General features: G+C 50.4%; 15 protein-coding genes. 8 read left to right on the top strand and 7 right to left on the bottom strand.

Annotated features, from left to right (window positions below; all coding sequences use genetic code 11):
- Positions 1-10: 10 nt before the first annotated feature.
- The 5 genes from dcyD to HEN33_RS14600 form a co-directional block, all read right to left on the bottom strand.
- Entirely contained in the window at positions 11-997 is a 987-nt protein-coding gene (gene dcyD / locus HEN33_RS14580) for a D-cysteine desulfhydrase (protein WP_176263768.1), read from the bottom strand.
- Positions 998-1101: 104 nt separating this feature from the next.
- Positions 1102-1902 (bottom strand): cystine ABC transporter substrate-binding protein, encoded by an 801-nt coding sequence (tcyJ, locus tag HEN33_RS14585; protein ID WP_001337798.1) that lies wholly within the window; start codon positions 1900-1902, stop codon positions 1102-1104.
- 87 nt (positions 1903-1989) lie between these two features.
- On the bottom strand, positions 1990-2541 hold the full coding sequence (gene fliZ / locus HEN33_RS14590) for a flagella biosynthesis regulatory protein FliZ (protein ID WP_024182848.1): 552 nt from the start codon (positions 2539-2541) through the stop codon (positions 1990-1992).
- 45 nt (positions 2542-2586) lie between these two features.
- Positions 2587-3306, bottom strand: a complete 720-nt coding sequence (fliA, locus tag HEN33_RS14595; protein ID WP_001087467.1) for an RNA polymerase sigma factor FliA — start codon at positions 3304-3306, stop codon at positions 2587-2589.
- A gap of 319 nt (positions 3307-3625) precedes the next feature.
- The gene (locus tag HEN33_RS14600; RefSeq protein ID WP_176263769.1) at positions 3626-5383 is read right to left on the bottom strand and encodes a FliC/FljB family flagellin; all 1758 of its coding nucleotides are present in this window, start codon (positions 5381-5383) and stop codon (positions 3626-3628) included.
- A gap of 265 nt (positions 5384-5648) precedes the next feature.
- Here HEN33_RS14600 and fliD point away from each other — a divergent pair, with 265 nt between their 5' ends.
- The 4 genes from fliD to amyA all read left to right on the top strand — a co-directional run bounded on the left by fliD (position 5649) and on the right by amyA (position 9420).
- A complete protein-coding gene (gene fliD, locus HEN33_RS14605) occupies positions 5649-7055 on the top strand; it encodes a flagellar filament capping protein FliD (RefSeq protein ID WP_176263770.1) in 1407 nt (468 codons plus the stop codon).
- A 24-nt stretch (positions 7056-7079) separates the two neighbouring features.
- Positions 7080-7490 carry a flagellar export chaperone FliS gene (gene fliS / locus HEN33_RS14610; protein ID WP_000270663.1) on the top strand — a complete coding sequence of 137 codons (411 nt, stop codon included), beginning with the start codon at positions 7080-7082 and terminating at the stop codon, positions 7488-7490.
- Entirely contained in the window at positions 7490-7855 is a 366-nt protein-coding gene (fliT, locus tag HEN33_RS14615) for a flagella biosynthesis regulatory protein FliT (protein ID WP_001015026.1), read from the top strand. Before fliS ends, fliT begins: the two co-directional genes overlap by 1 nt.
- Before the next feature lie 77 nt (positions 7856-7932).
- Positions 7933-9420, top strand: coding sequence for an alpha-amylase (gene amyA / locus HEN33_RS14620; protein ID WP_001245699.1), 1488 nt, complete (start codon positions 7933-7935; stop codon positions 9418-9420).
- Positions 9421-9453: 33 nt separating this feature from the next.
- On the opposite strand, the gene yedD is transcribed toward amyA, so the two are convergent.
- Positions 9454-9867: a lipoprotein YedD gene (gene yedD, locus HEN33_RS14625; protein WP_001353137.1), complete on the bottom strand. Its 414-nt coding sequence runs from the start codon at positions 9865-9867 to the stop codon at positions 9454-9456.
- Between the two features lie 186 nt (positions 9868-10053).
- Here yedD and yedE point away from each other — a divergent pair, with 186 nt between their 5' ends.
- The 3 genes from yedE (at position 10054) to HEN33_RS14640 (ending at position 12269) form a co-directional block, all read left to right on the top strand.
- Positions 10054-11259, top strand: a complete 1206-nt coding sequence (gene yedE / locus HEN33_RS14630; protein WP_000118897.1) for a selenium metabolism membrane protein YedE/FdhT — start codon at positions 10054-10056, stop codon at positions 11257-11259.
- On the top strand, positions 11256-11489 hold the full coding sequence (gene yedF, locus HEN33_RS14635; RefSeq protein WP_000790504.1) for a sulfurtransferase-like selenium metabolism protein YedF: 234 nt from the start codon (positions 11256-11258) through the stop codon (positions 11487-11489). The genes yedE and yedF overlap by 4 nt, the downstream gene beginning before the upstream one ends.
- Positions 11490-11597: 108 nt before the next feature.
- Positions 11598-12269: an SOS response-associated peptidase gene (locus tag HEN33_RS14640; RefSeq protein ID WP_176263771.1), complete on the top strand. Its 672-nt coding sequence runs from the start codon at positions 11598-11600 to the stop codon at positions 12267-12269.
- Positions 12270-12308: 39 nt separating this feature from the next.
- Here the strand turns inward: HEN33_RS14640 and HEN33_RS14645 are convergent, their stop codons facing one another.
- Positions 12309-13517 (bottom strand): RNA-guided endonuclease TnpB family protein, encoded by a 1209-nt coding sequence (locus tag HEN33_RS14645; protein ID WP_176263772.1) that lies wholly within the window; start codon positions 13515-13517, stop codon positions 12309-12311.
- Positions 13518-13524: 7 nt separating this feature from the next.
- Here HEN33_RS14645 and tnpA point away from each other — a divergent pair, with 7 nt between their 5' ends.
- Positions 13525-13956, top strand: coding sequence for an IS200/IS605 family transposase (gene tnpA, locus HEN33_RS14650; RefSeq protein WP_176263773.1), 432 nt, complete (start codon positions 13525-13527; stop codon positions 13954-13956).
- The last annotated feature ends 282 nt before the right edge of the window (positions 13957-14238 follow it).

A 14238-nucleotide genomic window follows, 5' to 3' on the forward strand; every position in this document is an offset into this window, starting at 1 on the left:
GTTTCCGGAGCTAAACGTGGGGATGATAGGCGAACAGCGCAGGCGCGCCGCCGGTATGAATAAACAGAATCGGCCCTTCATCTTTGAAGCGTTTCTGACTGATACCGTCAATCAGCCCCGCCATCGCTTTTCCGGTATACACAGGATCAAGCAGAATGCCTTCCAGGCGCGCCAGCAATTTCACTGCTTCCATGCCTTCGTCGTTCGGCACGCCGTAGCCAGGTGCAAAATAGTCATCCCAGAGTAAAATTTCCGCTGATGCGGTCAGCTCCAGTTCTTTCGCAATCGCCTGTTGGAGGTTAACCACTTTCGGCAATTGATCGGCAACGGAACGCGACACGGTCACGCCAATCAGTTCGCTTTCAGGCATCAGGTGTTCCAGCCCAACAGCCAGTCCGGCGTGAGTTCCGGCACTGCCCGATGCGACCACCACCGACGAAATATTAACCGCCCCTTCACACTGTTGCGCGATCTCCAGCGCACTCTCCACATAACCCAGCGCACCCAAAGCATTAGAACCGCCAACCGGAATGACATACGGGCGAAAGCCTTGTGCTTCGACTCGCGTCGCCAGCTCCTCCAGTTGGGCATTGGGATCGGTCAGTGCGTCGCACATTTCAATCTGGGTATTGAACAGATCCAGCAACAAACGATTGCCGTTGGTTAAATAGTTTTCTGCGGTTGTGCCAATAGGATTTTCCAGCAGCGCAACGCAGTGCAGACCGAGTTTCGCAGCGACTGCGGCAGTCTGGCGCACATGGTTAGACTGGATCGCCCCGGCAGTAATCAGCGTATCGGCACCTTCGCGCAGAGCATCTGTCGCAAGAAATTCCAGCTTACGTAATTTATTGCCGCCCATTGCCATGGGGGTGACGTCATCCCGTTTGATGAAAATTTCCCGTCCAAGATAATCAGAAAAGCGTGGCAGATATTCGAGCGGCGTTGGCGCGCCGATAAATTCCAACCGTGGAAAACGGGTTAAATTATGCAGTGGCATAACAGCCTCCGATGTGTGTTGTTGTGATTTTCTTATTATGCACGCTGAAAACGCGTAAATAAAAAAGGCGCTAGTGAAAGCGCCCTTTTTTGTCATTATGCTGATTATTTGGTCACATCAGCACCAAACCATTTTTCAGAAAGGGCTTGCAGAGTGCCATCTTTTTGCATTTCCGCAATTGCATCATTCACCGCTTTCAGCAGGTCTTCATTTCCTTTACGCAGCGCTACGCCAGACTCCTGACGGGAGAATGCTTCACCGGTTACTGCCAGCGTATCGTTGGTTTTCTTCACCAGATCCAGCGCAGCCAGACGGTCAACGAGGATCGCATCAATACGGCCTACGCGCAGATCCTGATATTTGGTCGGGTCATCATCATAGGTACGCACATCGACGCCCTGAACATTTTGGCGCAGCCACTCTTCATAGTTGGTGCCCAGACCGACCCCCACTTTTTTGTCTTTCAGATCATCAGCCGTTTTAATGGTGCCTTCGTTACCTTTTTTCACCAGCGCCTGAATACCGGAAATGGTGTACGGGGTAGAGAAATCGTATTTTTTCTTGCGCTCGTCAGAAATGGTGACCTGATTAATCACCACATCAATGCGTTTAGAGTCCAGCGACGCCAGCATACCGTCCCATTTGGTCGGTTTTAGTGACGCCTCAACACCAAGATGTTTTGCCAGCTGTTGGGCGAATTCCACTTCAAAACCGGTTAATTTGCCGTCATCCCCCTGAAAACTGAACGGCGGATAAGTTCCTTCCAGCCCTACGAGCAGCGTACCGCGCTCTTTAACTTTATTAAGCAGACCTTCATCTGCAAAACTTTTAACGCTCATGCCCGCAACCAGCGCCACGGCCATCACACCCATCAATGCCTGACGTCCCAGATGTGCTAATTTCATATTCACCCCGAATGTTGTTATGTCTGTTTGCAGTGTAGAGCCATTGTTTGTAAACACAAAAACAACTCCGCTACATCTTATTCTTATTTAATATATATCAGAAGCAGGCAGGCTGGAGGATTTCTGCACAAGTCCGGTACACGTTTGACGCTGATAGTGTTGATACTTCCGTAACGCAATGCGGTAATTGTTGGTGCTGGTGGTGGGCAGCCACGGGGCGAGGATTTCATCAAGGAAACCGTCCTGCAGCTGATCGAGGGAAATATTTTGCTCGTGAAGATGATTACCCAAACGGCGCAGACGAACGACATATTCACGCACCGTACCTGGGCTCATTTCAGTTTGCTCAAAAAGAAATTGCTTAAAGCCGATAATATCGAAAAAATCACTCTGTGTTTTGCAATGTAAATCACCGCAGAATCGGCACAATGCCGCCCATGATTTTTGTTCCACTTGCCAGCCATTTTCATCAAGCAGCGTGTCCAGGCGGGAAATCTCGATTTTATTCACTATTTTGCCGTCGCGAACGAGGGTAATGCGATCGAGTAATTTACGGCAATGCGCGCAATGGGTCTGGCTGTGTTTAAAGTCTTTAAGATAGCGGCTTAATGGCCGTCTTTTCAGGTGCTGCACCATCATTAAGAACTCCTGGTAGTCAAAGTTAAAGTGCGGCATTTACTGACGTTATAACTTACCCAGTTTAGTGCGTAACCGTTTAATGGCCTGGCTGTGTAACTGACTGACCCGCGATTCCCCGACCTCCAGCACCGCGCCAATCTCTTTAAGATTCAGCTCTTCCTGATAATAGAGGGTTAATACCAGTTTTTCGCGCTCCGGCAACGTTTCGATAGCTTCCATCACCCGCTGGCGCAGATTACTGTCCAGCAGTTGTTGTAGCGGGTTTTCTCGCTGATGATCATCAGTAACCAGTTCAATGCTATCGCCGTGCTCTTCGCGCCACTCATCGTAGGAGAAGAGCTGGCTGTTATTGGTGTCGAGCAACATTTGGCGATAGTCGGCAATATCGATCCCTAAACGTTCCGCTACCTCAGTTTCCGTGGCGTTGCGGCCAAGTTCCTGCTCCAGTTGCCCTATTGCCTGTGCCACTTCACGCGCGTTGCGTCGCACGCTGCGCGGCACCCAGTCACGGCTGCGAAGTTCATCCAGCATAGCGCCACGGATACGCTGCACTGCGTAAGTTGTAAATGCCGTTCCTTGTAGGGCGTCATAGCGTTCGACGGCATTAAGTAACCCAATGCCGCCCGCCTGTAGCAGATCGTCAAGTTCCACGCTCGCGGGCAGTCGAACCTGCAGGCGCAATGCTTCGTGACGCACCAGCGGGACATAACGCTGCCACAGCGAGTGTTTATCCATTACACCTTCAGCGGTATAGAGTGAATTCACGATAAACAGCCCTGCGTTATATGAGTTATCGGCATGATTATCCGTTTCTGCAGGGTTTTTAATCGGACGATTAGTGGGTGAAATGAGGGGTTATTTAGGGGTTACCGGTAAATTGCGGGCAGAAAAAACCCCGCCGGTGGCGGGGGATCACGTTGCTGACAAATTACGCTTCATGTTGCCGGATGCGGCGTAAACGCCTTATCCGGCCTACAAAAATATGCAAATTCAATAAATTGCAATTCACCTTGTAGGCCTGATAAGCGCAGCGCATCAGGCAATTTGGCGTTGCCGTCAGTCTCAGTTAATCAGGTTAGGACGATTAACCCTGCAGCAGAGACAGAACCTGCTGCGGTACCTGGTTAGCTTTTGCCAGCACGGAGTTACCGGCCTGCTGGATGATCTGCGCTTTCGACATGTTGGACACTTCGGTCGCATAGTCGGCGTCCTGAATACGGGACTGCGCTTCAGACAGGTTGGTAGTGGTGTTGTTCAGGTTGGTGACGGCGGAATCCAGACGGTTCTGGATAGCCCCCAGGGATGAACGGAATTTGTCGATGGAGCTGATTGCGTCGTCCAGGGCAGCAAGCGGGTTGGTCGTTGCAGAACCAGCACTGGTAGTCTCAGTAGTGATTTTACCCGCGGAGTTCACATTTACAGCAGTACCAATTGCTGGAGCATAATCTTTATTGGTATCAGTCGCTGAAGCATACCCGGCAACAGTCACAGAGCCGTTATCCTTGTTAACGCTGTAAGAGACTGTATAGTCGGCAACGTTAGTGATACCACCTTTATCATCCACATAAGACTTCGCAGCATCACTGGATTCACCCGCGGTAAACCCAATAGTTTTGCTCAGTACACCGGAATTAAAGGTAATTGAAGATGTCGCGGCAGCCGCTTTGGTTTCGCTCAATACTACATCTTTACTCACTGTAGCCTGATAAGTAATCCCACCAGGGATTAACGGAGCTACTGGAGTGGTTGTCGCAGGAGTTGCTTTTGCGATGGTATATTCTGTGCCATTGAATGTCAGAGAGGCACCGTCACTACCTTCGCTCGCTGCTTTGAGCAGCGCTTTCATATCAGCTTTAGCTGCGCTACCAGCGTTGTTAGTCGTCAAGTTGCCTGCATCGTCTACGTATGCCTGGCTTCCACCGATGGTGATATTGCCTGCTGAATCCGTTTCGAAAGAAACAGTACCATCTTTTGTGGTGTAAGAACCATTAACAGATTTACCCACATCAGCATGAAGGGTGGCAGCTAACGCATCACGTTTTGTAGCTGAATCAGCAGCCTGCGCCGCGGCGTCTACACCCGTACCAGCAGTAGATTTAGTGGTAGTAAAATCACCAGATTTAGCGTTGTAAGTATAATCTACGCCGCCAACTGTGACTTTATCGCCATTCCCTAATTTATCGAATGCAGCATCGGTAGTTAACAAGGTATTTTCGGTTTTCAGATCATAAAGACCTGTCGTGGTGTTTAACTTCGCGCCAGCAGAAGTTAAATCACTTACCGTTGCAGCTTTGTTGGTAATAGTACCTTTACCATTTACGTTAAAGCCATTCAGACCCAGAGTATCAGAATCGATTTTTTTCAGGTCGATCGTGATGGTTTCGCCGTCATTCGCACCAACCTGAATTTTCATTGAACCGTCTTTCGCCAGTACGTTCACGCCGTTGAACTGGGTCTGGCCAGATACGCGGTCAATTTCGTCCAGACGGGATTTGATTTCGTCCTGAATGGAGTCCAGATCCGAATCAGAGTTAGTCCCGGTAGAAGCCTGAACCGTCAGTTCACGAATACGCTGTAAGTTGTTGTTGATTTCGGACAGCGCGCCTTCGGTGGTCTGTGCAACAGAAATACCGTCGTTGGCGTTACGTGCAGCCTGAGTCAGGCCTTTAATATTAGAAGTAAAACGGTTAGCAATCGCCTGACCTGCGGCGTCATCCTTCGCGCTGTTAATACGCAAGCCAGAAGACAGACGCTCGATAGAACTCGACAGCGCAGACTGGTTCTTGTTGATATTATTTTGAGTGATCAGCGAGAGGCTGTTGGTATTAATGACTTGTGCCATGATTCGTTATCCTATATTGCAAGTCGTTGATTACGTATTGGGTTTCCACCCGTCGGCTCAATCGCCGTCAACCCTGTTATCGTCTGTCGTAAAACAACCTTTAGAATTTTTTTCACAAACAGCCATTTTTTGTTAGTCGCCGAAATACTCTTTTCTCTGCCCCTTATTCCCGCTATTAAAAAAAACAATTAAACGTAAACTTTGCGCAATTCAGGCCGATAACCCCGGTATTCGTTTTACGTGTCGAAAGATAAAAGGAAATCGCATGGCAAGTATTTCATCGCTGGGAGTCGGGTCAGGTCTGGATTTAAGTTCAATCCTCGATAGCCTCACCGCCGCGCAAAAAGCGACGCTAACCCCTATTTCAAATCAGCAATCGTCGTTTACCGCTAAACTTAGCGCCTACGGTACGCTGAAAAGCGCGTTGACGACTTTCCAGACCGCCAATACTGCATTGTCTAAAGCCGATCTTTTTTCCGCCACCAGCACCACCAGCAGCACCACCGCGTTCAGTGCCACCACCGCGGGTAACGCCATCGCCGGGAAATACACCATCAGCGTCACCCATCTGGCGCAGGCGCAAACCCTGACCACGCGCACCACCAGAGACGATACGAAAACGGCGATCGCCACCAGCGACAGTAAACTCACCATTCAACAAGGCGGCGACAAAGATCCGATTACCATTGATATCAGCGCAGCTAACTCGTCGTTAAGCGGGATCCGTGATGCTATCAACAACGCAAAAGCAGGCGTAAGCGCAAGCATCATTAACGTGGGTAACGGTGAATATCGTCTGTCAGTCACATCAAATGACACCGGCCTTGATAATGCGATGACACTCTCGGTCAGCGGTGATGATGCGCTACAAAGTTTTATGGGCTATGACGCCAGTGCCAGCAGCAACGGTATGGAGGTCTCGGTCGCCGCCCAGAATGCGCAGCTGACGGTCAACAACGTCGCCATCGAGAACAGCAGCAACACTATCAGCGACGCGCTGGAAAACATCACCCTGAACCTGAACGATGTCACCACGGGCAACCAGACGCTAACCATCACTCAGGACACCTCCAAAGCGCAAACGGCGATTAAAGACTGGGTGAATGCCTATAACTCGCTAATAGATACCTTCAGCAGCCTGACCAAATACACCGCCGTAGATGCGGGAGCTGATAGCCAGAGTTCTGGCAATGGCGCACTGCTCGGCGACTCCACGTTGCGGACGATTCAGACGCAGTTGAAATCGATGCTGAGTAATACCGTTAGTTCTTCCAACTATAAAACGTTGGCGCAGATTGGTATCACGACCGATCCCAGCGATGGCAAACTGGAACTGGATGCCGACAAACTCACCGCTGCATTGAAAAAAGATGCCAGCGGCGTAGGTGCATTGATTGTTGGCGATGGTAAAAAAACCGGCATCACGACCACCATCGGCAGCAACCTGACCAGTTGGCTTTCGACAACGGGCATTATTAAAGCCGCTACCGATGGCGTTAGTAAGACCCTGAATAAGTTAACTAAAGACTACAACGCCGCCAGCGATCGCATTGATGCGCAGGTCGCTCGCTACAAAGAACAATTTACCCAACTGGACGTTTTAATGACCTCGTTAAACAGCACCAGCAGCTACTTAACGCAGCAGTTCGAAAACAACAGTAATTCCAAGTAATCAATATTCATCGGGAGACAGGTCATGTACGCGGCAAAAGGCACCCAGGCCTATGCACAAATTGGCGTCGAAAGCGCCGTAATGAGCGCCAGCCAGCAACAGCTGGTCACCATGCTATTTGATGGAGTGCTGAGCGCACTGGTTAGAGCGCGCCTGTTTATGCAGGACAACAATCAGCAAGGCAAAGGCGTCTCTTTGTCAAAAGCGATCAACATCATTGAGAACGGGCTGCGGGTGAGTCTTGATGAAGAGAGCAAAGACGAACTAACCCAAAACTTGATTGCTCTTTATAGCTATATGGTCAGGCGCTTGCTGCAAGCCAATTTACGCAACGATGTCTCCGCAGTCGAAGAAGTGGAAGCATTAATGCGTAATATTGCCGATGCCTGGAAAGAGTCGTTACTCTCCCCTTCTTTGATTCAGGACCCAGTCTGATGAACCATGCACCGCATTTGTATTTCGCCTGGCAACAACTCGTCGAAAAAAGCCAGCTCATGTTACGCCTGGCAACGGAAGAACAATGGGACGAACTCATCGCCAGCGAAATGGCGTATGTGAATGCGGTGCAGGAGATTGCACATCTGACTGAAGAGATTGATCCGTCCACCACGATGCAGGAGCAACTCCGCCCGATGCTGCGCCTGATTCTCGACAACGAAAGCAGGGTAAAGCAGTTATTGCAGATTCGGATGGATGAACTGGCGAAACTGGTCGGTCAGTCATCGGTGCAAAAATCGGTGTTAAGTGCCTATGGCGATCAGGGCGGCTTTGTGCTGGCTCCGCAGGATAACCTCTTTTGAATCTTAACGAGCCGATGGCTCGCGAATAATCCGATTACGGCTACGCTTCTAATGTTCCCCTTGAATGGAGTCGAAGAATGCGTAATCCCACGCTGTTACAATGTTTTCACTGGTATTACCCGGAAGGCGGTAAGCTCTGGCCTGAACTGGCCGAGCGCGCCGACGGTTTTAATGATATTGGTATCAATATGGTCTGGTTGCCGCCCGCCTATAAAGGCGCATCGGGCGGGTATTCGGTCGGCTACGACTCCTATGATTTATTTGATTTAGGCGAGTTTGATCAGAAAGGCAGCATCCCTACTAAATATGGCGATAAAGCACAACTGCTGGCCGCCATTGACGCTCTGAAACGTAATGACATTGCGGTGCTGCTGGACGTGGTAGTCAATCACAAAATGGGCGCGGATGAAAAAGAAGCTATTCGCGTGCAGCGCGTTAATGCTGACGACCGTACGCAAATTGATGAAGAAATCATTGAATGCGAAGGCTGGACGCGTTACACCTTCCCCGCCCGTGCCGGGCAATACTCGCAGTTTATCTGGGATTTCAAATGTTTTAGCGGTATCGACCATATCGAAAATCCTGATGAAGATGGCATTTTTAAAATTGTTAACGACTACACCGGCGAAGGCTGGAACGATCAGGTTGATGATGAACTCGGTAATTTCGATTATCTGATGGGTGAGAATATCGATTTCCGCAATCATGCCGTGACGGAAGAGATTAAATACTGGGCGCGCTGGGTGATGGAACAAACGCAATGCGACGGTTTTCGTCTTGATGCGGTCAAACATATTCCGGCGTGGTTTTATAAAGAGTGGATCGAACACGTACAAGAAGTTGCGCCAAAGCCGCTGTTTATTGTGGCGGAGTACTGGTCGCATGAAGTTGATAAGCTGCAAACGTATATTGATCAGGTGGAAGGCAAAACCATGCTGTTCGATGCGCCGCTGCAGATGAAATTCCATGAAGCATCGCGCATGGGACGCGACTACGACATGACGCAGATTTTCACTGGGACGCTGGTGGAAGCCGATCCTTTTCACGCCGTAACCCTCGTTGCCAACCACGACACCCAACCGTTGCAAGCCCTCGAAGCGCCGGTCGAACCGTGGTTTAAACCGCTGGCGTATGCTCTAATTTTGTTGCGGGAAAATGGCGTTCCTTCGGTGTTCTATCCTGACCTCTATGGCGCGCATTACGAAGATGTCGGCGGTGACGGGCAAACCTATCCGATAGATATGCCAATAATCGAACAGCTTGATGAGTTAATTCTCGCCCGTCAGCGTTTCGCCCACGGTGTACAGACGTTATTTTTCGACCATCCGAACTGCATTGCCTTTAGCCGCAGTGGCACCGACGAATATCCCGGCTGCGTGGTGGTCATGTCGAACGGAGATGATGGCGAAAAAACCATTCATTTAGGAGAGAATTACGGCAATAAAACCTGGCGTGATTTTCTGGGGAACCGGCAAGAAAGTGTAGTAACCGACGAAAACGGCGAAGCGACCTTCTTTTGCAACGGCGGCAGCGTTAGCGTGTGGGTTATCGAAGAGGTGATTTAAATTCATCCCCGGCGGCAAGCCGGGGAGATTTCATTACGGCAGTGGCGTCGGTAACGGCGCTTTATCCAGCGCGGCGGCACACTCTGCCGTCGGGCGATCCACACGCTCCATCGTCATACCATCGTACTCAATGGTGTTACCGTCACGCTCAACCTCGTACAGCTCACGTTTTACGGTAACGTTAGTGAGATCATCAGACATCAATGTCAACTTACCCGGCACGGCAATCACCCGCTGCCACTGACGGCAATCGAGGGTATCGCCCTCTTTAGTGACAATCAGGCTGCCTATCGCTTCCGGACTGACCAGCGCACTTTGCGGCCCTTTGGTCTGCCAGTAGCCCGCCAGCCAGTCCGGCGCGGGGGTTTTAACGACATTGTTATAGTTTTCGACTTCGGCACAGCCCGCAAGCAACATGAGCGCGCCTGCAATTGCGAGTTTTTTCATCATTCGTCCTGCATGAGAAGAAAAGAGGATTGTGGCATTAAAGCCTTGATGTCGCCACCCTTTCCAGGTTCAGAGAGAAATTTGATCTAACTATTATTTTTGTGAATTATTACCCCGAAAATAAATTTGCTTGATGTATGATTCGCGACTCTTGTTTCAAACCTTCTGAGTTCAGAGGCTACATACATGTCATGGCAGCAATTCAAACACGCCTGGTTGATTAAATTCTGGGCACCCATCCCTGCGGTCATCGCGGCGGGTATTCTCTCCACTTACTACTTTGGCATCACTGGCACCTTTTGGGCTGTCACGGGTGAATTTACCCGTTGGGGCGGTCAGCTCCTGCAGCTGTTCGGCGTCCATGCTGAAGAGTGGGGTTATTTTAAAATTATCCATCTGGAAGGATCGCCATTAACCCGCATCGACGGCATGATGATCCTCGGTATGTTTGGCGGCTGCTTTGCTGCAGCGCTGTGGGCCAACAATGTCAAACTACGCATGCCGCGCAGCCGTATCCGCATTATGCAGGCCATCATTGGCGGCATTATCGCCGGTTTTGGCGCGCGTCTGGCAATGGGCTGTAACCTGGCGGCGTTCTTTACCGGCATTCCTCAGTTCTCGCTGCATGCCTGGTTCTTTGCCATCGCCACTGCCATTGGTTCATGGTTTGGCGCGCGCTTTACCCTGCTGCCCATCTTCCGTATTCCCGTGAAAATGCAGAAAGTTTCTGCCGCCTCACCGCTGACGCAAAAACCGGATCAGGCGCGGCGTCGTTTTCGTCTCGGGATGCTGGTCTTTTTCGGCATGCTGGGCTGGGCGCTGCTGACGGCGATGAACCAACCAAAACTGGGGCTGGCAATGCTGTTTGGCGTCGGCTTTGGTTTACTGATTGAACGTGCGCAAATCTGCTTTACTTCGGCATTCCGCGATATGTGGATCACCGGACGTACCCACATGGCGAAAGCAATCATTATCGGTATGGCGGTAAGTGCCATCGGGATCTTCAGTTACGTACAGTTAGGCGTTGAACCCAAAATCATGTGGGCAGGACCAAACGCGGTAATTGGTGGTTTGCTGTTTGGATTTGGCATCGTGCTGGCAGGCGGCTGCGAAACCGGCTGGATGTACCGCGCGGTAGAAGGCCAGGTGCACTACTGGTGGGTCGGTCTGGGCAACGTGATCGGCTCAACGATTCTGGCGTATTACTGGGATGATTTCGCTCCGGCGCTGGCCACCGACTGGGACAAAATCAACCTACTGAAAACCTTTGGCCCGATGGGTGGCCTGCTGGTGACATATTTGCTGCTGTTTGCTGCGCTGATGTTGATTATCGGCTGGGAAAAACGCTTCTTCCGCCGCGCGGCACCGCAGACTGCTAAGGAGATCGCATGAAAAATATCGTTCCTGATTACCGCCTTGATATGGTGGGTGAACCCTGCCCTTATCCGGCAGTCGCAACCCTTGAGGCGATGCCGCAATTAAAAAAAGGTGAGATCCTGGAAGTGGTGAGCGACTGTCCGCAGTCGATCAATAATATTCCACTGGATGCGCGTAATCACGGCTATACGGTGCTGGATATTCAGCAAGACGGGCCGACCATTCGTTATTTAATTCAGAAGTAATCCCTCCTTCCCGCTGTGTCCCACAGCGGGAACATCGTTGTCTCTGTATCATATAGATTTTACCCGCCTCCTCTCCTATTCTTTTCAGGGTGATCTCAGGAGGTTGCTATGTGTGGACGCTTTGCCCAATCCCAAACGCGTGAAGATTACCTTGCACTTCTCGCGGAAGATATAGAACGCGATATTCCCTACGATCCCGAACCCATTGGCAGATACAACGTCGCACCGGGAACCAAAGTTCTTCTGCTCAGTGAACGTGATGAACACCTTCATCTCGATCCCGTTGTCTGGGGATATTCTCCCGGATGGTGGGATAAATCGCCGCTGATTAACGCCCGCGTAGAAACTGCGGCAACCAGTCGTATGTTTAAACCGCTCTGGCAACATGGTCGGGCAATCTGTTTTGCCGATGGCTGGTTTGAGTGGAAAAAAGAAGGCGACAAAAAACAGCCTTATTTTATCTATCGCGCTGATGGACAACCTGTTTTTATAGCCGCGATAGGTAGCACACCGTTTGAGCGCGGTGACGAGGCCGAAGGTTTTTTGATTGTCACTGCGGCGGCAGACCAGGGTCTGGTGGATATTCATGACCGCCGCCCGCTGGTACTGTCGCCAGAAGCTGCGCGGGAATGGATGCGGCAAGAGATTAGCGGTAAAGAAGCCTCTGAAATTTCTGCCAGTGGCTGTGTTCCAGCAAACCAGTTCACCTGGCACCCTGTGTCGCGCGCGGTGGGTAATGTCAAAAACCAGGGCGCGAAGTTAATTCAACCTGTTTGTTGACATCCTCCACGCCCTGAAGGACGTGGATCCCTGCTACGTTCAGGCTGTCGCCTGAATCATTTCGGTGGGTTCCTGCTTCAACGGGCGGCCTGACTGCACCATCTCTCCACAGGCAAGAACGGCGTGCCCCGCCGCTAAAATGTTACGAGCGCCATTTACATCGGCGTTCGCTGTATATCCACATACCTGGCATCTGAATTTACTTTGTGACAGGCGGTTTTCTTTCGCTGTATGACCACAGCACGCGCAACGCTGGCTTGTGTACGCTGGCGGAACAGCAAGCACCTGACCGCCACTCCAGAGCTGCTTGTGCTCAAGCTGGCGGCGCATTTCATACCAGCCCTGATCCAGTATCGAACGGTTTAAACCTGATTTTGCCCGGACATTGCGCCCCGGCTGGCTGACCGTACCCGCTGCTGACTTTGACATGTTGCTGACCTTCAAATCCTCAATGACTATCATTGCGTGGTTTTTGCTGACGGTCGTTGTGACTTTGTGAAGGTAGTCCCTGCGGATATTTGCGATACGGGAATGCAGTCGCTGTATTTTGCGTTTCTGCTTCTGCCAGTTGTTGCTGAATTTGACCTTGCGGCTTAACTGTCGCTGAAGTCTCGCCAGCGTCTTCTGGTTTTTCTGAAAACTGTTTACAGGCTCAAAGACTGTGCCATCTGACAGCGTGGCGAGTTTAGCCACGCCAGCATCCAGCCCGACCATTGATGCTGAAGGATGAACCGGAGTGGATACTTCACTTTCTGTCTGAATACTGATGTACCACTTACCGCAGGACTGGCTGACCGTGACATTTTTCACAACACCCGTGACCTGACGGCTATTCCGGTAGCGCATCCAGCCCAGTTTCGGCAGAAAAATACGGCTGTTTTCCTGATCGAGCTTAACGCCCTGCGGATAGCGGAATGCATCATTCTGTCCCCGCTTTTTGAATCGGGGAAAAGCAGCCCGCTTCTGGAAGAAGTTTTTGTAAGCCCGCTCAAGGTCTTTCAGTGACTGTTGCAATGGCTGTGAGGGCGAATCTTTAAGCCATTGCGTTTCAGTGGCATTTTTCCACTCAACCAGCCAGGAAGCCATTTTCCCGTAAGGGATGTATTTATTACCGGCCTCATGATTCTCATTCTGACGTGCCAGAGCACGATTGAAAACGAAACGACATGCGCCTGCGAAGCGCCTCATTTCACGCTCCTGTTGACCACCTGGTCTTAACTGGAATTTAAATGCTTGTAGTCGTTTCACAGGCCAAATGATACTTTGGTCTGTGAAAAAAGAAACCGATATCCGGCGTGGAAGGCACTGTGTTTTTCTGATGCATGTTCACCGGGTCTTTGTCACCAGATACCGACGTCAGATTTTTGACCATGACGCGACAGAAAAACTACGCACTTACTTTTCAAATGTATGTGCTGATTTTGAAGCTGAACTGGTTGAAATGGATGGCGAACCAGATCACGTCCATTTGTTAATTAACTATCCTCCCAAACTGGCGATATCCAGTCTGGTAAACAGCCACAAAGGCGTATCGGGTAGATTACTGCGACGAGATCGACCAGATATTGCAGTCCGGTATTACTACAAAGGCGTTCTGTGGAGTCCCGGCTATTTTGCCAGTAGCTGCGGAGGTGCGCCAATATCCGTCATCCGCCAATACATTGAACAACAGCAAACACCTGGTTAGGTGAAAAACCGAGCCTTATATCCCCGCCCTGAAGGACGGGGTTTTACAGCGCACTGGATAAGCCTGGAGATTATCTACACCTGCATGGACATCATTGTACTATGCCCCGTACATGCCCCATCACATCCTCAACATCAAAGTATTAGAGCCTTGCAAACCACTATGTGTCTCAGTTTTTCCTCATCTATCTTACGCAAAAAAAAATAGAACTAATATCAAGCGGCGCTATATTGCGTATTAAATAAAATCACCTCAATTACATTAATAAATCTAAACAAATAT

Origin of the sequence: Escherichia sp. 94.0001 (assembly GCF_013369155.2) — a bacterium.
GTDB classification, from domain to species: Bacteria; Pseudomonadota; Gammaproteobacteria; order Enterobacterales; family Enterobacteriaceae; genus Escherichia; species Escherichia coli_F.

Bases quoted from the DNA above. Each gene is read 5' to 3' on its own strand.
- tnpA (WP_176263773.1), top strand. From the start codon at position 13,525: ATGATACTTTGGTCTGTGAAAAAAGAAACCGATATCCGGCGTGGAAGG.
- amyA (WP_001245699.1), top strand. From the start codon at position 7,933: ATGCGTAATCCCACGCTGTTACAATGTTTTCACTGGTATTACCCGGAA.
- dcyD (WP_176263768.1), bottom strand. From the start codon at position 997: ATGCCACTGCATAATTTAACCCGTTTTCCACGGTTGGAATTTATCGGC.
- yedF (WP_000790504.1), top strand. From the start codon at position 11,256: ATGAAAAATATCGTTCCTGATTACCGCCTTGATATGGTGGGTGAACCC.
- tcyJ (WP_001337798.1), bottom strand. From the start codon at position 1,902: ATGAAATTAGCACATCTGGGACGTCAGGCATTGATGGGTGTGATGGCC.
- fliS (WP_000270663.1), top strand. From the start codon at position 7,080: ATGTACGCGGCAAAAGGCACCCAGGCCTATGCACAAATTGGCGTCGAA.
- HEN33_RS14600 (WP_176263769.1), bottom strand. From the start codon at position 5,383: ATGGCACAAGTCATTAATACCAACAGCCTCTCGCTGATCACTCAAAAT.
- fliZ (WP_024182848.1), bottom strand. From the start codon at position 2,541: ATGATGGTGCAGCACCTGAAAAGACGGCCATTAAGCCGCTATCTTAAA.
- fliT (WP_001015026.1), top strand. From the start codon at position 7,490: ATGAACCATGCACCGCATTTGTATTTCGCCTGGCAACAACTCGTCGAA.
- fliD (WP_176263770.1), top strand. From the start codon at position 5,649: ATGGCAAGTATTTCATCGCTGGGAGTCGGGTCAGGTCTGGATTTAAGT.
- HEN33_RS14640 (WP_176263771.1), top strand. From the start codon at position 11,598: ATGTGTGGACGCTTTGCCCAATCCCAAACGCGTGAAGATTACCTTGCA.
- yedD (WP_001353137.1), bottom strand. From the start codon at position 9,867: ATGAAAAAACTCGCAATTGCAGGCGCGCTCATGTTGCTTGCGGGCTGT.
- yedE (WP_000118897.1), top strand. From the start codon at position 10,054: ATGTCATGGCAGCAATTCAAACACGCCTGGTTGATTAAATTCTGGGCA.